We start from the raw sequence: 16,794 nt of genomic DNA on the forward strand, positions 1-16,794 counted from the left end.
ATGCGGTGCGAGGCAAGTGCATGAAAACCGACATCAAGGTCGAAGTGGAGCGGTTGGCGGCCGATCCACGCATTACCGACTATGATTTCTGGCGATCGCTGAAGAACGTCAACAACGAGATTTTTCACATCGCCAACAACAACGAGCCTATACCCTTCGACATGATCCGCTGGCGCGCGATTCTCAAGCAGGCGCGCATGAGGCGCGGTCATACTGAGCCCTCAGCGCTCCCTTAAACTGCCAAGCGGCGAGCGCGGCTCGACCGGCGACGACTGGATGATGGCGGTGTTGGTCATCGCATAGGGAATGATCTTGTCAATCACTCGCTCGAGTTCCGTAACCGAGCCGACATGCGCCAGCGCGATGAAGCAATCCTCGCCGGTCACCCGGTCGCATTGCGCGATTTCCGGCAACTCGCGGATGATCCCGGCCACGACGGCGAGTTGCCCGGGCACCGGCCGGATCCGCAGCCATGCCGACAGCTTCATGCCGAGCGCCGCCGGATTGATCCTCACCGTATAGGCCTCGATCACGCCGTTCTCCTGCAGCTTGCGGATACGTTCGGCAACGCTCGGCGCCGACAGCCCGACGGCACGCGCCAGCTCCGCCGTGCTGGTGCGCGCATCCTTTTCCAGGAGCCGCAGGATCTTCAGGTCCGCCGCATCCAGGTCGACATTTTCATTTCGAAGGCGTTTCAAGAGAATTCTCTTTCTTCAGCAAGTGAAAAGCCATCAAGGCCATTCATCGTCCATATTAACTGTGAAATTCGCCTGCGATAATGAGCGCATGAATTCCGAAGCGCAAGTTCGTGCAACAACCCAGGCCTCTGGCGACATCGACGCCGCGCGTCCTGCCCTCGCTGGACTGGCCGATGCGTTGCCGCCGCATGTCTGGTTCTGCGTCAGCGCCATCTTCCACTATCTCGGGCCGGCCTTCGCCGTGCTGCTGTTCGCTCAGGTCGGAGTGCTCGGCATGGCCTGGCTGCGTATCGCCACGGCCGCGCTCGTTTTCGCGCCGCTCACCAAGCCGTGGACGGTCTTCGCGCGCGCCGACCGCTCGGCCCGCCTGCTTCTGCTGGCTTTCGGCGCCTGCCTGGCGGTGATGAACTGCGCCTTCTATCTGGCTCTCGACCGCCTGCCGATCTCGCTGGTGGCAGCGATCGAATTCGTCGGCACGATCGGTGTCGCGCTCGTCGGCCTCAGGAGCCGGCGCAATTTCGCGGCGCTCGCCATCGCCGTCGCCGGCACCATGCTGCTGATCGATATCAAATGGTCCAGCGATCCGGTCGGCCTGTTTTGGGCCTTTCTCAACGGCGCGCTGTTTGTCGGCTACATCGTGCTGGGCCACCGCATCGCCCAGACCGGAATAGGCATTGCCAGCCTCGGCACAGCCATGCCCATCGCCTTCCTCGTCGTATTGCCTATCGGCTTCAGCGAGGCGTTACCGGCCTTTTCGGCCCCGCAACTGCTGATCGCCGCCATCGGCGTCGGCATCTGCTCCTCGGTGATCCCCTATATCTGCGACCAGCTCGCCATGGCGCGGCTGCCGCGCGCGAGCTTCGCCTTGATGCTCTCGCTGCTGCCGCTCACCGCGACGCTGATCGGCGTCGTCGTATTGCGGCAGGTTCCGAGCCTCACCGATTGCCTCGGCATCGCGCTGGTTGTGGCGGGCGTCGCCATGCACAAGCCCGCGGCCGATGCCTAAGTCGCTCGGTCACACCAGCTTCTCTTTCAGAAACGCGATCGTCCTTCCCCACGCCAGATCGGCCGCCTTCTTGTCGTAGCGCGCAGCCGAGGTGTCGTTGTTGAAGGCGTGGTTGACGCCGTCATAGACATAGACGGTGTACTCGACAAGCGCGGCATCGAGCGCCTTCTTGTAGGCATCGATGCCGGCGTCGATCCGTTCGTCCAGCCCGGCATAATGCAACAGCAGCGCCGCCTTGATCTTTGGCACATCCTCGGCTTTTGGCTGCATGCCGTAGTAGGCGACGCCGGCGCTGAGGTCCGGCGCATTGACGGCGAGCGTGTTCACCGTGCCGCCGCCCCAGCAGAAGCCGACCGCGCCGACCTTGCCGTTGCCATCCTTGTAGCCCTTGAGGTAGGCGACCGTCGCCACGCCGTCGGCCGCGACCTGCTTGGAGTCGAGCTTGGTGAACATGTCGCGCGCCTTGTCCTCATCGGACGGCGTGCCGCCGAGCGGCGACAGGAAGTCCGGTGCCAGCACGACAAAACCTTCCAGGGCCAAGCGCCGCGAGACATCGCGGATATGCAGGTTGAGCCCCCGGTTCTCATGGACGACGATGACAGTCCCCGGCTTGCCTGACCGGTTCGCCGGCTTGACCAGATAGCCCTTCATCTCGCCGCTACTGCCGGGATAGGTAATGTCCTCGCCCTTCACACGCGGATCGTCCTCGGCGACGATCGCCGCCTTGGCCGAATTCGCCACCAGCATCGGCGCGATTGCCGCGGCCGCGGCGCCCGATCCGGTGAGCCGGGTCAGTCGCTCCATGAAGCGCCGTCGGTCGAGCGTCAGATGCGTGTATTCGTCATAGGCATCGATCATCGCCTGGGTGATGACGGGATTTGCGACAGGTTCGGTCATGGCTCTCCTCGACGGCTGGATTGGGACGGCTGGATTGGTTGTTGCGCAAGATAGGGGAGAGAGTTGCACGGTCCAGTCACGGACAGGTGACGCGCCACGAAACCGTATAGCCGTCGCGAATCTGTCCGCCGCGGCGATGATGAGCCAGGTAGGCTCATCACATTTTGGTCATTTCCGAAAGCGTTGATGGTGCTTTCACACTGGGACGGGAAGCTGCGGATGCGGCCTCACCGATCCGAACGACAAAAAGGGGAATGCCATGAACGTCCAGGACATCATCGACACCGTTTCCTCGAAGGCCGGACTTGATCAGGCGACTACCGAAAAGGTCGTCGGCACCATCTTCTCCGTGCTCGAGCATGAAGCGGAAAGCACCAGCATTTCGTCGTTCTTCGACCAGATCCCCGGCGCCGGTGCGCTGGCCCAAAAATACGATGTGATGGCCGCCGGCGCCGCGCCCGGTTCAGGCGGCGGCTTGCTGTCGTCGCTGCAGGGAGCGCTTGGCGGCGTACTCGGCGAAAAGGCCGGCGCGCTGATCAACGGCGTCGCGGTGCTGAAAGAGTCGGGCCTCGATATGGCGCAGATCCGTCAGGCCGGCGAGACCCTGATCAAGCAGGCCGAAGCAGCCGCCGGCCCGGATCTCACCAACCAGGTGCTCGGCCAGGTGCCCAGCCTGAGGAGCCATCTCGGCCTCTGAAGTTCGGACACCCTCGTCTATTTCGGCAACGTGTAGGCCATCACATAATCGCCCGGCTTGGTGCCGACCGAGCCGTGGCCGCCGGCGACGATGACCACGAACTGGCGGCCGTCGGCGACCGTGTAGGTCATCGGCGTCGACTGCCCGCCCGCCGGCAGCCTTGCCTGCCAGAGCTGCCTGCCGGTGGTAAGGTCGTAGGCGCGCAGATAATCGTCGACCGCGGCGCCCAGGAAGGCAACGCCGCCGGCGGTCATCATCGGCCCGCCGATGCCCGGCACGCCGACCTTGAACGGCAGGGGCAGCGGCGTCATGTCGTAGACGGTGCCGTTGCGATGCTTGTAGGCGATCTGGCCGGTCCTGAGGTCGACGCCGGCGACATAGCCCCAGGGCGGCGCCTGGCAAGGAATGCCGAGCGGCGACAGGAACGGGCCCATCACCACCGCGTAAGGCGCGCCTTCGTTGCGGTTGAGCCCCTGCTCGCTGCCTTTCGTATCGGTGCCTGGCGGCGGCACGTCCGCGCGCGGAATGAGCTTCGACGTGAAGGCGAGGTAGGTCGGCATGCCGAACATCACCTGCCGCACCGGGTCGACCGCGACGCCGCCCCAGTTGAAGACGCCGAAATTGCCGGGATAGATCAGCGAGCCCTGCAGCGAGGGCGGCGTGTAGCGCCCCTCGTAGCGCAATTTCCTGAGCGCGATCCGGCATGCCAGCTGGTCGAACATGGTGATGCCCCACATGTCGGCGCCCGTCAGCGGCTTGGGATTGAACGAAAGCCCCGATTCCGGTTGTGTCGGCGATGCATGGTCGCCTTCGATCGCGCCGCCCGGCGCCGGCATTTCCTTCACAGGAATGATCGGCTCGCCGGTGCGCCGGTCGAGGACATAGAGGTCGCCCTGCTTGGTCGGCCCGACCAGCGCCGGCACGACCGCGCCGTTGGCCGAGGTGATGTCGATGAGCGTCGGCTGCGCCGGCACGTCCATGTCCCACAGGTCGTGATGCACAAGCTGCCGAACCCAGCGCATTTTTCCGGTGTTGAGGTCGAGCGCGGTGATCGAGGAGGAGAATTTTTCGACATTGGCGCTGCGGCCCATGCCGAGCTGGTCGGGCGTCTGGTTGCCGAGCGGCAGGTAGAGCAGGCCGAGCTTCTCGTCGGCGCTCGCCGTCGACCACATGTTGGGCGAGTTGTTCGTGTATTTTTGCCCGGCCGGCAGCGGCGTCGTCTGATCCGGATTGCCCGAATCCCAGTTCCACAGCAGTGCTCCGGTGCCGGCGTCATAAGCGCGGATGACGCCGGACGGCTCGTCGGTCGAATAATTGTCGTTGACCGCGCCACCGACGATGATCTTGCCGGCGACGATCAGCGGGGCCGAGGTCGAATAGTAGTAGCCCGACTTCGGATAAGGCATGTTGGCCATGAGGTTCAGCGTCCCGCCTTCGGCGAAGGACGGACACACTTGTCCGTTCGCCGCGTCGAGCGCGATCAGCCTGGCATCGGAGGTCGGCAGGTAGACACGCGCGGCGCAGGGCTGTCCGGCCGCGACCTTTGCATTGGCGTAATAGGACACGCCGCGGCAGGTCTGGTGCTGGCGGTTGGGATCGAGCTTGATCTTCGGATCGTAGCGCCATTTCTCCTTGCCGGTCGCGGCGTCGATGGCGATGGCGAAATTATGCGGCGTGCAGATGAACAGCGCATCGCCCACTTTCAGCGGCGTCACCTGATAGGTCGTCTCGCCGATGTCGTCGGGACCTTTCACGTCGCCGGTGCGGTAGGTCCAGGCCGGCTGCAGCTTGGCGACATTGTCCGGCGTGATCTGGCCGAGCGGCGAATAGCGCTGGCCGAACGGCGTGCGGCCGTAGAAGTGCCATTCGCCTGGGGGCACGTCACCGCCGAGGTTGGCCGTCGGCGTCACCTTGTCGGTGTCGAGCGTGCCGCCGATGTCTTTTGGATCGGCAGTCATCGAGTAGCCGGCCACCGCAAGCGAGGCGAGCACCGCCAGGATCAGCGGCGCGCGTCCGTCTGGGCCGGTAAATCCCTTTCTTGCCCATGGCGTCAGCAACCACAGCGCGACAAGGACGATGATGCCGCCGCGCGGACCGAGCTGCCACCAGTCGAAGCCGGTCTCCCACACCGCCCAGCACAACGTGCCGAGCACGAACACCGCATAGAGCCAGAGCCCTGTCGATCGGCGGCGGAGAACGAGCCAGGCGGTGACCAGGAAAGCGAGACCGGCAATTGCGTAGTACCAGCTGCCGCCCAGCATCACGAGCCAGATGCCGCCACCGCCAAGCGCCAGACCGATGAGGAGGAGGACAAGGGAGGTGATGGTGACAGCCAAGATGATACTCCTTCGACTGTTGCGCGCTTGCGGCGCCTCTCAGGAAACGGCGTGCCGCCCCTGTCCTGCCGGCACCTTTCCCTCACCGGCAGCGCCTGTCAAGCAAGCGGGGCAGCGCAAAAATGGAACAAAACGTAGACGCTTCTGGCCTTTCGCTGCCGAATCACTACATTCGGGGGCGATGTCCGGCTTTTCGGAAGACATGCCCTTCTTCGACGAACCGAATGCGCGGCCCGCGGCCCCGTCCGGCATTGCCGCGCGCGCTATGGCCGCACGCAGCGCGCAGACCCGCGCGCCCGACTACCTCAACGGCCTCAATCCGGAGCAGCGCCTAGCCGTTGAAACAACGGAGGGTCCGGTGCTGGTGCTGGCCGGTGCCGGCACCGGCAAGACGCGGGTCTTGACCACGCGCATCGCCCACATCCTTGCCACCGGCAGGGCCTTCCCCTCGCAGATTCTCGCCGTCACTTTCACCAACAAAGCCGCGCGCGAGATGAAGCAGCGCATCGGCCTGCTGATCGGCGAAGGCAATGTCGAGGGCATGCCCTGGCTCGGCACCTTCCACTCGATCGGCGTCAAGCTCCTGCGCCGTCACGCCGAGCTTGCCGGGCTGAAATCCGATTTCACCATCCTCGACACCGACGACGTGGTGCGGCTGATCAAGCAGCTGATCCAGGCCGAGGGGCTGGACGACAAGCGCTGGCCGGCCAAGCAGTTCGCCCAGATGATCGACAACTGGAAGAACAAGGGCCTCGGGCCCGACGAGATTCCGGAAGGCGACGCGCGCAGCTTCGGTAACGGCAAGGGCCGCCAGCTCTACAAGGCCTATCAGGAACGGCTGCAGATGCTGAATTCCTGCGACTTCGGCGATCTGCTCTATCACCCGATCCGCATCTTCCGCGCCTATCCGGACGTGCTGAAGGACTATCACCGCAAGTTCAAATACATCCTGGTCGACGAGTATCAGGACACCAACACCGCGCAGTACATGTGGCTGCGACTGCTGGCGCAGCGGCCGCAATCCTCCTCCCCCCTTGAGGGGGAGGTGTTCGCGAAGCGGACGGAGGGGGTCGCCGCAGAAGGCACCACCAAAGCGTCGAGCACTGCCGCTAGGACCCCACCCGACCGGGCTTCGCCCGGCCACCCTCCCCTCAAGAGGGAGGGAAATCCGCGCACGTCGCCCGTAAACATCTGCTGCGTCGGCGATGACGACCAGTCGATCTACGGCTGGCGCGGCGCCGAGGTCGACAACATCCTGCGCTTCGACAAGGATTTCCCAGGCGCCACCATCATCCGGCTGGAGCGCAACTACCGCTCAACCGCGCATATTCTCGGCGCCGCCTCGCATCTTATCGCCCACAACGAGGGGCGCTTCGGCAAGACGCTGTTCACCGACCGCGACGATCCCGAGGACGACAAGGTGCATGTCCATGCCGCCTGGGACTCGGAGGAAGAGGCGCGTGCCATCGGCGACGCGATCGAGGCCTATCAGCGGCAGAAGCACAATCTCAACGACATGGCGATCCTGGTGCGCGCGTCCTTCCAGATGCGCGCCTTCGAAGATCGCTTCATCACGCTCGGCCTCAACTACCGCGTCATCGGCGGTCCGCGTTTCTACGAGCGGCTGGAAATCCGCGATGCGCTGGCCTTCTTCCGCGTCGTTGCCAACAGCGGCGACGACCTCGCCTTCGAACGCATCGTCAACGTGCCGAAGCGCGGGCTGGGCGAAGCCACCATCCGCCAGATCCACGACACGGCGCGGACATTGCGCATCCCGATGCTGGAGGCCGCCGCGACGCTGGCCGAAAGCGACGAGCTGAAGCCGAAGCCGCGCGCGGCGCTGCGCGAGGTCGCGGCCAATTTCGAGCGCTGGCAGAAGGCGCTGGAAACCACGCCCCACACCGAGCTTGCCGAGACCATCCTCGAGGAGAGCGGCTACACCGACATGTGGAAGAACGACCGTTCGGCGGAAGCGCCCGGGCGGTTGGAAAACCTCAAGGAATTGATCCGCTCCATGGAGGAGTACGAGTCGCTGCGTGGCTTCCTCGAGCATGTGGCGCTGGTCATGGAGGCTGAGCAGGGCGAGTCGCAAGATGCGGTGAGCATCATGACGCTGCATTCGGCTAAGGGCCTCGAGTTCGAGACCGTGTTCCTACCCGGCTGGGAGGAAGGCCTGTTCCCGCATCAGCGCGCGCTGGACGAAGGCGGCCGCTCGGGCCTCGAGGAAGAGCGTCGCCTTGCCTATGTCGGCCTGACGCGGGCGAAAAAAAACCTGCACATCTGGTTCGTTTCCAACCGCCAGATCCACGGCCTGTGGCAGTCGACGATCCCGTCGCGCTTCGTCAATGAATTGCCGGAAACCCATGTCGATGTCGCCGACGGCGGCAATTCCTATGGCGGCTACGGCAATCCTTACGGCGGCGGCTCATTCGCCTCGAGCCGCGGCGGCCGGCGGCAGAACCCCTACGGCGCCTCGCGCTTCGACAATATCGGCGCCGAGAAATCCGGCAGCTTCTCCAACACCTATGCGACGCCCGGCTGGCAGCGCGCACAAGCAAACCGTACCGAGGCGACCGACCGCAACTGGGGCACCCGCTCCGGCCATCAGGTCGAGCGCATCGGCTATGGCGAGACCGACTCCGGCTATGGCGCCGGCCGCACTTCCGTGAAGGGCCGCACCATCGAGGGCGAGCTGGTCGCCAAGTCCGTCGCCGACACGCCATCCGCCTTCAGCGTCGGCGACCGCGTGTTCCACCAGAAATTCGGCAACGGCAACATTGCCGCGATCGACGGCAACAAGCTCACCATCGATTTCGACAAGGCCGGCCAGAAACGCGTGCTGGACGGCTTCGTCACCGGGGTTTGAGCAATCCTTTCACCGATAGCGTGCCTGGTTCCATTTGTGGCCGAGCAGCGACAGGATGATGATCAGCCCGTTGAAGAACTGCACATAGAATCCGCTCAGGCCCGCCGCCACCACGCCGGTCTGGATGAACGAGACGGTGACCGCGCCGATCGCGCCGCCGACCACCGTGCCGATGCCGCCCCAGGTCGGCGTGCCGCCGACGAACACCGATGCCAGCACCGGCAGAAGGTAGCCGTCGCCGGCCGTCGGCCACCAGGTGAAGTTGATCATCACCGAGAAGGTGCCGGCGATCGCAGCCCCGATGCCGACGAAGACGAACACTTTCACCCGCACGCGCTTGACGTCGATGCCCATCTGCTTGGCGCTGTCCGGATTGTCGCCGACCACCTTCACCTGCGCGCCGAAGCGATGGCGGTTGTAGAGCAGCGCCGAAAACACGACGAAGGCGATCGCCCAGAAGATCTGCACCGGGATGCCCCAGATCTGGCTGGAGAAGATCGCATAGGCTGAGCTGTCGGCGAGGCCGGTGAGGGCCGTCGACTTGCCTTCGTTGATGATCTGGATCAGGCCGCGCAACAGGAAGTTCATGCCGAGCGTGGCAATCAGCGACGACAGCCCGCCATAGACCACCAGCGACCCGACCAGGAAGCCGAGCAGCGTGCCGGTGACGAGCGCCGCGAGAATGCCGAGGAACGGATCGTAGCCGGCCTGCACGACCAGCGCGAAGACCCAGGAGGCGAAGCCCATGGTCGCTGGAAACGACAAATCGATCTCGCCGCAGGTGACGACGAAGACCAGCGGCACGACGACGAACAGCGCCACGGGCAGCGTGGTGAGCACGGAGCTATAGAGATACCAGGTGGTGAAGACGGTCGGGTTGGCGATCATGAAGACCGCCATCATGACGATGAACACAGCAAGCGTGCCGAGGGCCGCGCGGTTGTCGAGTACGAAGCCGCGCAGCCAGTTGTCGGACGGATGCGCCCATTCTTTTCCGCTGGCCTGGCCACGCGGATTGCCGAGAGGAGTCTGCAGATCGGGTTCCATGGCCTTGCTCATCGCGCTCTCTGCTCCGCTTCCCCGGCTCCGTGCAGCCCCGGCAAGCCGCCAGGGTGTGCGACGTCTTCCATGAAGTTGATGAGGTCTTCGGCCGACTTGACCTCGCTGCGGTCGGCGGCGAGCGCCACCTTGCCGCGATCGAGCACCACGAAACGGTCGGCGATGTCGAAGACATGGTGGATGTTGTGGCCGATGAACAGGATCGAGCGGCCGCTCGCCCGCACCTGGCGCACGAAATGGAAGACCTTGGCGGTCTCGGTCAGCGACAGCGCCGTCGTCGGCTCGTCGAGGATGATCAGCTCCGCCTGCTTGTAGATGGCGCGCGCGATCGCCACGCCCTGGCGCTCGCCGCCCGAAAGCTGGCCGACGATCGACTGCGGGGTGAACACTTTCGAGGTGAAGCCGATCTCGCGCATCAGCCGACTCGCTTCCTCGATCTCCTTGCCGACCTTGAGCCAGCCGAGAAAGCCGGTCAGCTCGCGGCCCATGAAGATGTTGCGCACGATCGTCTGCTGGACAGCGAGCGCTCGGTCCTGGAACACCGTCTCGATGCCGGCGTCGCGCGAGCGGGCGGCACTCCATCCGGTCACCGGCTTGCCCCGCACGAGGATCTCGCCGCTGGTCGGCTTGACCACGCCGGACAGGATCTTGATCAGCGTCGACTTGCCGGCGCCGTTGTCGCCGATCAGGCCGACCACCTCGCCGCGATCGACGCTGAGATTGACCCCGCCCAGCGCATAGACCTGGCCATAGGACTTCTTGATGTCGCGCAGTTCGATGATGCGTTCGCCCATGCGATCCCCGCTTGAATTGTCTGTCTGCCGGCCGCTTGCCGGCGATCCGGCCGGCCGGGCCTAATCCCGGCCGACCGCCTGGGAGGTCAACGCAGCGCCTGCTTGGCCAGCTCGGCGACGATCTCGTAATTCTGCGGCGTGACGAAGCCGGCGCCGGTATCGACATTCATCGGCGCCAGACCCAGCACCACTTGCTGGCAAAGGCTCAAGATCGGCAGATAGCCCTGCAGGAACGGCTGCTGGTCGGCCGTGAGCTGCACCCAGCCGCCCTTGAAACCCTCGACGATCTGCGGGCTGGTATCGAAGCCGAAATTGAAGATGTCGCCCGGCTTGCGGCCGGCCGCCTGCATATAGGTGGCGACATTGCCGAGCATCTGCCCGCCGGGATAGCCGACCGCCTTGACGTCGGGGTGGTTGAGGAGTGCTGCCGTGATCACCGGAATGGCGAGGTTGGGGTCTGACGCCCATTCGCCGCTCGGCGGCGAGGAAAGCTGGATCACCTCGACGCCCGCCTCCTTCAGCGCCGCCACCGTGCCGCGCTCGCGGGCGCCGCGGTTCTCGTTCTCGAACGGCCCGATCATGATCGCCTTGTCGCCGGCCTTGAGCTTGGCGAGCTTGAACGCCTCGGCGCCGAGCGCCCGGCCCTGCTGCTCCTGCTGCGCGCCGACATAGCCACCGCCGAACGCCACCACCACCTTCGGCACCGGTACGTTCTGATACATCATCTTGATGCCGTCCTTATGCGCCTGCTCGGCCAGCGGCATGATCGCGGCATCGCCCGGATGGCCCATCATGGCGATGCCCTGGGGCTTGACCGCGACCGCCTCGCGCAATTGCTGCACCATCTTCTCGACATCCCACTGGGAGAAGATGTAGTCGACTTTCGGCCCGAGATCGGCCGCCGCCTGCTTGGCGCCATTGTAGACGATGGTGCCGAAGGCGTCGCCCTCGGCGCCGCCGACGAAGAAGCGGATGTGGACGTCCTTGCACCATTGGGCATCAAGCGCCTGCGCCGGCAAGGTGAAGATCGAGGCGCAGAGCGCCGCAGCAGCCGCCACGACGGTCGAGCGCAGAACAGTCCTTCTGGTCGTGATGCTCATGCACGTTCCTCCCTTTTTGATCCCTCGCGAAGAGGGTTTTCGAATTGATCGGCTTGGTGCCGCAGTCCTCGGTCGGCCGGCTCCTCTCGCCAGCCAGGTCCTCACACCGGATTTGGCAGGTAGCTGGCGCCTCCCCTACATTGCTTCAGATATTCCAGCGCCCGCGCCTGGCCGGTGATCTCGAGGTCGCCGCGATAGACCGGGTCGTGCCAGCCTTCGATGTCGATGGCACCCTTGTAGCCCGCCAACCGCAACTCGCTGATCATCCGCGTCCAGTCGCTGTCTCCGAAGCCGGGCGTGCGCATCTGCACGAATGGCAGGCGGCCGAACACGCCGTGCTCGCGGATCACGTCCCAGCGCACCGTCGCGTCCTTGCCGTGGACGTGGAAGATGCGCGGCGCCCATTTGCGGATCTGCGGGATCGGGTCGATCAGGTAGACGAGCTGGTGGCACGGTTCCCATTCGAGGCCGAGATTGTCGTTTGGCAATTCGTTGAACATCAACTCCCAGGCGTCGGGATTATGGGCGATGTTCCAGTCGCCGCTCGCCCAGTTGCCGTCCATGGCGCAGTTCTCGAAGGCGATGCGCACACCCTTGTCGGCGGCGCGCTTGGTCAGCGGCCCCCAGACTTCGCGGAAGCGTGGCAGGCTGTCGGTCAGCGGCTTGCCGCGGATGCGGCCGGTGAAGCCGCTGACCGTGGAAGCGCCGAACAGATGCGCATTGTCGATGACGGTCTCCCAGGCCGCAAGCACGCCGCGATCGATCTCGCCGCTCTCCAGCGGATTGCCGAACACACCGATCGACGACACCGTCACGTCGGCATCGCCTATCGCCTCGCGGATTTCGCCCGCCAGGCGCTTTAGGTCCTTGCCGCCCAGCGTCTGCCAGAAGAAGGGCTGGATGCTCTCGAAGCCGAGCGGCAGGATCTTTCTGATATAGGCGGCCGGGTCGTCGAGATTGGCCCGCACCATGGTGCCGATCCTGATGTCGAGAAGCGGGTTCGGCATCATTGCGTTTCCTGTGCGATTGCCACGCGGCGGCCGGTCTCGGCGCTTTCGATCGCGCCGAAGACCATGGCCAGGCTCTTGATGTTGTCGCTGCCGCGCGTTTCCGGTTCGGTTCCGGTTTCGATCGCGTGCAGGAAATCGGTGATGATGCCGAGATGGCCATCGACGCGGTCGGCCGGGTCCAGCGGCGGCACCTCCATCGGGCCCGTCTTGTCCAGCAGCCCTTCACGCTCCGGCAGCACCACCTCGGCTTTCAGCCCGTCATGGCCGTCCCAGAGCAGGCTGCCGCGCTCGGCGACGATGCGCCAGCTGCCTTCCCAGCTGCTGCGGAAGCCGGCAGCGCACCAACTGCCCGCATAGGTGAAGACCTTGCCGCCGCCGAAATCGAAGACGGCGCTGGCCGACGATCCTTGCCGGTACCAGGAATTGGCCGGCTCCCATTCCTGGCAATAGACGTTGGCCGGCTCGCCGGCGACCATGTAGCGGGCGGCGTCGAAGGTGTGGATCGCCATGTCGAGTAGCAGCACATGCGCCATCTCCTCGCGAAAACCGCCGAAATGCGGCGCGACAAAGAAGTCGGCGTGGATGCTGGTCGGCTTGCCGATGGCGCCGGAATCGAGAAACCGCCGTATGCGCCTGACATTGGCGACATAGCGTCGGTTTTGAACGACGGCGTGAACGCGTCCGGCCCGGCGCGCTGCCTCGATGATGGCGCGAGCATTTTCCGGACTGTCGGCCAGCGGCTTTTCAGTCAAGAGGTGGCAGTTATGGGCGAAGGCGGAAAAGGCGACTTCGCGCCGGGCGGCGGGAACCACCACGTCAAACACGGCGTCGGGCTTTGTCTGGTCGAGAACACCGTCAACGCTGGTGCCGATAACAGCATTAGTGAGGTCGTATTCACGCGCCCTCGCCTGCGCGCGTTCGGCGTCGAGATCGACAAGGCCGACAATCGCCAACCCGTCCATCTGCCTTGCGGCATCGAGCCAGGCCCTGCTCATGGCTCCGCACCCGACAAGGACGACATCCATCATACAGCGCTCCTCCCGATCAGCCCCCTCCCGGCCGACCGCCACGGCATTCACGACATCGCCGTAAACGTTTTTCCGTAAACGTTTACGACAACACACCCGAAGGCGTAGAATGTCAATTGCCCGTTTGCAAAAAAACGCCGTCGACCGCCTTGGCCTCGGCGGCCGCCGATGCTAGCGAAGACAGTGGGAGAACCGTCCTTGGCGTCCAGTATTCACGATCTTGCGCGTCATCTGAACATTTCGATCGGCACCGTGTCGCGCGCGCTGAACGGCCGCGCCGACGTCAATGCCGACACGCGCCAGCGCGTGCTCGAGGCGGCCAAGAAGCTGAACTACGCACCGAACCAGTCCGGCCGCAGCCTGAGACAAGGTGCCACCCATTCGATCGCCTTCATGCTGCAGCCGCATCCGGGCGATCAGCAATATGGCGAGCCCTTCTTCATTCCGTTCCTCACCGGCCTGCAGGCGCGGCTCGCCGAGAGCGGCCTCGACCTGATCGTAGTGATGGGCGCGCCGGGCGACTACCAGCAGGAGCGCCTGCGCCGTGTCGTCGAGACGCGCCGCGCCGATGCGGTGGTGCTGGCGTGGACGCGGCGCGAGGATGAGCGCATCGAGTATCTCGCCGAGAGGGGCTTCCCCTTCGCCACACTCGGCCGCAGCCGTTCCGGCGGCAAATCCTACCCTTCCCTCGATCTCGATTTCGAGAAGGCGGGCAGCGACGCCGTCGACCGGCTGGTCTCACGCGGCCACCGCCGCATCGCCGCCATCCGCCCGTCGCTCGATCTCAATTTCGGCCACCTGTTCATGACCGGTTATCGCAAGGCCTTGCGGCGGCACGGCATCGAGGTCGACCCCGGCCTGATCGCGGAGGGCTTCATCAACGAGGCCGGCGGCTACCAGGTGACGCCACGCGTGATGCTTTCCAAGGACAGGCCGACGGCCATCATCTTCAACAATGACGCCATGGCTCTCGGCGGCTGCAAGGCGCTGGCCGAAATGGGCATCAGCCCCGGCCACGACATCGCGGTTATCGTCATCGTCGACACCCCCCTCTGCCGTTATTTCTCGCCGGCGCTGACCGGCTTCCGCCCCGCGCTGGAGCCGCTGGGACGTAGGCTCGCCGAGATGCTGCTCGCATCCCTGCCAGCTTTCGCCGGCCCCGAAGGCACGCGGATCATGCGCGAGGTCTGGCCACTGGAGTTGATCGCGCGCGATAGCGATTGATGATGGTGGAAGCGGGAGCCGCCGTAGATTGCTGTTCAGGCCATGTTGGCTGCGTCCGAGTGGACTTCAATCCGCTTTCTTCTCGCCTGCCTCGCCGCGTTTGACGATGTCGCCTAACGTGAACAGGATCTCCTTCAGCTCCGCGCGCCAGTCCTCCTTCTGACGCAGCAGGAATTCATGCCGAAATGCTTGAACTCCTCGCCTTGCGCATTCTTCATGATAGCGCGGGCCTGGACGTCCTTTTCCACCGACATGCGCTGTTCGTACCAGCTGATCGCCTCCGCCTCCTCGATCAGCGAGGTGATCATGCGGGCAAAGGTCCGCACCTTTTGCGACAGCTCTTCCGGCGGCTCATGATACCGGTCGAAACCCATTTCTTGTCCCCTTCCTGTCCCCTGACCTGACCGGTCAATGAGAAGCGGCATCAGGGCTCGGCTCCAACGGAATAAGACGGACATGGTTCCGGCCGCACGACGGACGCCAACGCTGTCACGCAAGTATCATGTTTGCGCCCTAGACCGCTAGGCGGAGAGGTGCTGGCGACGCCCGCTCCGCTTTGTCATAAGGGGATCTCCATGAAACATCTGAACCGAACTGTTTCGCTCGGCGTTGCGCTCGCTCTGTTCGCCGCCATGACTCCGGCGCTCGCCGACGGCGTCGCCTATGTCAACAAAGGGTTTGTCGGCGTCGGCCGCATTCCGGCCAGCCAGAAAGACAAGTTCGGCGAGACCTTCGGCTCGGGCTCGGGCATGGCGATTGACACGAAGTCCTGGGCGCGGGACGGCGCCGCCTACAAGGGCTCGCTCTGGCTGCTGCCCGATCGCGGCTACAATGTCGTCGGCACCACCGATTACCGGCCGCGCCTGAACACCATATCGATCGAACTAACCCCAACCGCTCCCGGCGCCGCCCCTGCCGCGGGCCAGGAGCAATCGGGCGTCAAGGCGATGCTCGCCGACACCATGCTCTTGACCGACGATAAGGGCGCCGACACCACCAGCCTCGACCCGCTCAACGGCGTGCGGCCCGCCGCCGGCGACATGCCGATTCTGCCGCAGGCCGACAACGGCAAGCTGGCGCTGGACGACGAGGCGATTGTGCGGCTGCCCGACGGCACCATGTTCATCTCCGACGAGTATGGCCCCAACCTCTATCGCTTCTCGGCCGACGGCCGTCTGATGTCGGCCACCCAGCCGCCGGCGGCCCTGGTGCCGATGCGCCACGGCAAGCCGAACTTCGCCTCGGACAATCCCGGACCTGGCGCGGCCGAGCCCGATCCGAAGGATCCCGAGAGCGGGCGCCAGAACAACCAGGGCCTCGAAGGCATGTCGATGACGCCGGACGGCAAGTTCCTGATCGCCGTGCTGCAGTCGGCGCCCCGTCAGGACGGCGGCGATTCCGGCGCGACGCGCCAGAACACCCGGGCGCTGGTCTATAACGCTTCCGACCTCGCCCACCTCAAGCTGGCGCATGAGTATGTCGTGCCGCTGCCGGTGTTCAAGGACGCCAAGGGGAAGACCAAGGTGGCCGCGCAGAGCGAGATCGTAGCGCTCTCGGACAAGAGCTTCCTGATGCTGGCGCGTGACAGCGGCAACGGCCAGGGCCTGAAGGGCGACGAGTCGCTCTACCGGAAGATCAACATTGTCGACCTGACCGGCGCCACCGACATTGCCAACGGTCCCTTCGACGCCGCCGACAAGCCGGTTGCGCCGAAGGGCGTGCTCGATCCCTCGGTGACTCTGGCCAAGCTGACGTCGTTCATCGACATTAACGACAAGGGCGAGCTCGGCCGCTTTGGCCTGCACAATGGCGCGCCGAACGACAAGAACAACCTCTCGGAGAAGTGGGAGGCGATGTCGCTGGCGAGCGTGCTCGATCCGAAGCTGCCCGACGACTATTTCCTGTTCGTCGCCAACGACAACGATTTTCTCACCCAGGACGGTTTCCAGGTCGGCGCCCCGTACAAGGCCGAGGACGGCGCCGATGTCGACACCACCTTCCTCGTCTATCAGGTCACCCTGCCCGGCCTCGCTGGAAACAGCCTCGTCCAGAACTAGGGTCAGGACTCATTGATCCAGA

14 protein-coding genes and 1 pseudogene are annotated in these 16,794 nt (G+C 64.7%); 6 read left to right on the forward strand and 9 right to left on the reverse strand.

The annotated features are described in order from the left end of the window. Window positions 1-20: 20 nt before the first annotated feature. Window positions 21-236: a hypothetical protein gene (locus DH10_RS27770; RefSeq protein WP_066990849.1), complete on the forward strand. Its 216-nt coding sequence runs from the start codon at window positions 21-23 to the stop codon at window positions 234-236. Here DH10_RS27770 and DH10_RS27775 read toward each other — a convergent pair. Continuing rightward, complete coding sequence (locus DH10_RS27775; RefSeq protein WP_192245574.1) at window positions 222-698, reverse strand: Lrp/AsnC family transcriptional regulator; 477 nt, start codon at window positions 696-698, stop codon at window positions 222-224. The genes DH10_RS27770 and DH10_RS27775 overlap by 15 nt on opposite strands. A gap of 88 nt (window positions 699-786) precedes the next feature. Between DH10_RS27775 and DH10_RS27780 the strand changes: the two genes are divergently transcribed. Further along, on the forward strand, window positions 787-1,704 hold the full coding sequence (locus DH10_RS27780; protein WP_192245576.1) for an EamA family transporter: 918 nt from the start codon (window positions 787-789) through the stop codon (window positions 1,702-1,704). Window positions 1,705-1,713: 9 nt separating this feature from the next. On the opposite strand, the gene DH10_RS27785 is transcribed toward DH10_RS27780, so the two are convergent. Then, window positions 1,714-2,601 (reverse strand): dienelactone hydrolase family protein, encoded by an 888-nt coding sequence (locus DH10_RS27785; protein WP_192385574.1) that lies wholly within the window; start codon window positions 2,599-2,601, stop codon window positions 1,714-1,716. Window positions 2,602-2,860: 259 nt separating this feature from the next. Here DH10_RS27785 and DH10_RS27790 point away from each other — a divergent pair, with 259 nt between their 5' ends. Continuing rightward, window positions 2,861-3,298, forward strand: coding sequence for a hypothetical protein (locus DH10_RS27790; protein WP_192385575.1), 438 nt, complete (start codon window positions 2,861-2,863; stop codon window positions 3,296-3,298). 17 nt (window positions 3,299-3,315) lie between these two features. Here the strand turns inward: DH10_RS27790 and DH10_RS27795 are convergent, their stop codons facing one another. Continuing rightward, window positions 3,316-5,634: a glucose/quinate/shikimate family membrane-bound PQQ-dependent dehydrogenase gene (locus DH10_RS27795; RefSeq protein ID WP_192245580.1), complete on the reverse strand. Its 2,319-nt coding sequence runs from the start codon at window positions 5,632-5,634 to the stop codon at window positions 3,316-3,318. Window positions 5,635-5,815: 181 nt separating this feature from the next. On the opposite strand from DH10_RS27795, the gene DH10_RS27800 reads away from it, so the two are divergent. Further along, on the forward strand, window positions 5,816-8,500 hold the full coding sequence (locus DH10_RS27800; protein ID WP_192385576.1) for an ATP-dependent helicase: 2,685 nt from the start codon (window positions 5,816-5,818) through the stop codon (window positions 8,498-8,500). A 9-nt stretch (window positions 8,501-8,509) separates the two neighbouring features. Here DH10_RS27800 and DH10_RS27805 read toward each other — a convergent pair whose 3' ends face one another. The 5 genes from DH10_RS27805 to DH10_RS27825 all read right to left on the reverse strand — a co-directional run bounded on the left by DH10_RS27805 (window position 8,510) and on the right by DH10_RS27825 (window position 13,491). Then, window positions 8,510-9,559, reverse strand: a complete 1,050-nt coding sequence (locus tag DH10_RS27805; protein WP_192245585.1) for an ABC transporter permease — start codon at window positions 9,557-9,559, stop codon at window positions 8,510-8,512. Continuing rightward, entirely contained in the window at window positions 9,556-10,353 is a 798-nt protein-coding gene (locus tag DH10_RS27810) for an ATP-binding cassette domain-containing protein (RefSeq protein ID WP_192245587.1), read from the reverse strand. Before DH10_RS27810 ends, DH10_RS27805 begins: the two co-directional genes overlap by 4 nt. An 86-nt stretch (window positions 10,354-10,439) precedes the next feature. Then, on the reverse strand, window positions 10,440-11,453 hold the full coding sequence (locus tag DH10_RS27815; RefSeq protein WP_192245589.1) for a substrate-binding domain-containing protein: 1,014 nt from the start codon (window positions 11,451-11,453) through the stop codon (window positions 10,440-10,442). Window positions 11,454-11,554: 101 nt separating this feature from the next. Then, on the reverse strand, window positions 11,555-12,463 hold the full coding sequence (locus DH10_RS27820; protein WP_192245591.1) for a sugar phosphate isomerase/epimerase family protein: 909 nt from the start codon (window positions 12,461-12,463) through the stop codon (window positions 11,555-11,557). Continuing rightward, window positions 12,460-13,491, reverse strand: a complete 1,032-nt coding sequence (locus tag DH10_RS27825) for a Gfo/Idh/MocA family protein (RefSeq protein ID WP_192245593.1) — start codon at window positions 13,489-13,491, stop codon at window positions 12,460-12,462. The genes DH10_RS27820 and DH10_RS27825 overlap by 4 nt, the downstream gene beginning before the upstream one ends. Window positions 13,492-13,689: 198 nt before the next feature. Between DH10_RS27825 and DH10_RS27830 the strand changes: the two genes are divergently transcribed. After that, window positions 13,690-14,715 carry a LacI family DNA-binding transcriptional regulator gene (locus DH10_RS27830; RefSeq protein ID WP_192245595.1) on the forward strand — a complete coding sequence of 342 codons (1,026 nt, stop codon included), beginning with the start codon at window positions 13,690-13,692 and terminating at the stop codon, window positions 14,713-14,715. 66 nt (window positions 14,716-14,781) lie between these two features. Here the strand turns inward: DH10_RS27830 and DH10_RS27835 are convergent. After that, window positions 14,782-15,089 (reverse strand): annotated as a pseudogene (locus DH10_RS27835) (ferritin family protein). Window positions 15,090-15,347: 258 nt separating this feature from the next. On the opposite strand from DH10_RS27835, the gene DH10_RS27840 reads away from it, so the two are divergent. Next, on the forward strand, window positions 15,348-16,772 hold the full coding sequence (locus DH10_RS27840) for an esterase-like activity of phytase family protein (RefSeq protein WP_246505915.1): 1,425 nt from the start codon (window positions 15,348-15,350) through the stop codon (window positions 16,770-16,772). Window positions 16,773-16,794: the final 22 nt, after the last annotated feature.

Origin of the sequence: Mesorhizobium silamurunense (assembly GCF_014843825.1) — a bacterium.
GTDB classification, from domain to species: Bacteria; Pseudomonadota; Alphaproteobacteria; order Rhizobiales; family Rhizobiaceae; genus Mesorhizobium; species Mesorhizobium silamurunense.

Excerpts from the sequence above, each read along its gene's own strand:
- DH10_RS27780 (WP_192245576.1), top strand. The coding sequence starts at position 787 with ATGAATTCCGAAGCGCAAGTTCGTGCAACAACCCAGGCCTCTGGCGAC.
- DH10_RS27825 (WP_192245593.1), bottom strand. The coding sequence starts at position 13,491 with ATGATGGATGTCGTCCTTGTCGGGTGCGGAGCCATGAGCAGGGCCTGG.
- DH10_RS27805 (WP_192245585.1), bottom strand. The coding sequence starts at position 9,559 with ATGAGCAAGGCCATGGAACCCGATCTGCAGACTCCTCTCGGCAATCCG.
- DH10_RS27815 (WP_192245589.1), bottom strand. The coding sequence starts at position 11,453 with ATGAGCATCACGACCAGAAGGACTGTTCTGCGCTCGACCGTCGTGGCG.
- DH10_RS27810 (WP_192245587.1), bottom strand. The coding sequence starts at position 10,353 with ATGGGCGAACGCATCATCGAACTGCGCGACATCAAGAAGTCCTATGGC.
- DH10_RS27770 (WP_066990849.1), top strand. The coding sequence starts at position 21 with ATGAAAACCGACATCAAGGTCGAAGTGGAGCGGTTGGCGGCCGATCCA.
- DH10_RS27840 (WP_246505915.1), top strand. The coding sequence starts at position 15,348 with ATGACTCCGGCGCTCGCCGACGGCGTCGCCTATGTCAACAAAGGGTTT.
- DH10_RS27820 (WP_192245591.1), bottom strand. The coding sequence starts at position 12,463 with ATGATGCCGAACCCGCTTCTCGACATCAGGATCGGCACCATGGTGCGG.
- DH10_RS27790 (WP_192385575.1), top strand. The coding sequence starts at position 2,861 with ATGAACGTCCAGGACATCATCGACACCGTTTCCTCGAAGGCCGGACTT.
- DH10_RS27800 (WP_192385576.1), top strand. The coding sequence starts at position 5,816 with ATGTCCGGCTTTTCGGAAGACATGCCCTTCTTCGACGAACCGAATGCG.
- DH10_RS27785 (WP_192385574.1), bottom strand. The coding sequence starts at position 2,601 with ATGACCGAACCTGTCGCAAATCCCGTCATCACCCAGGCGATGATCGAT.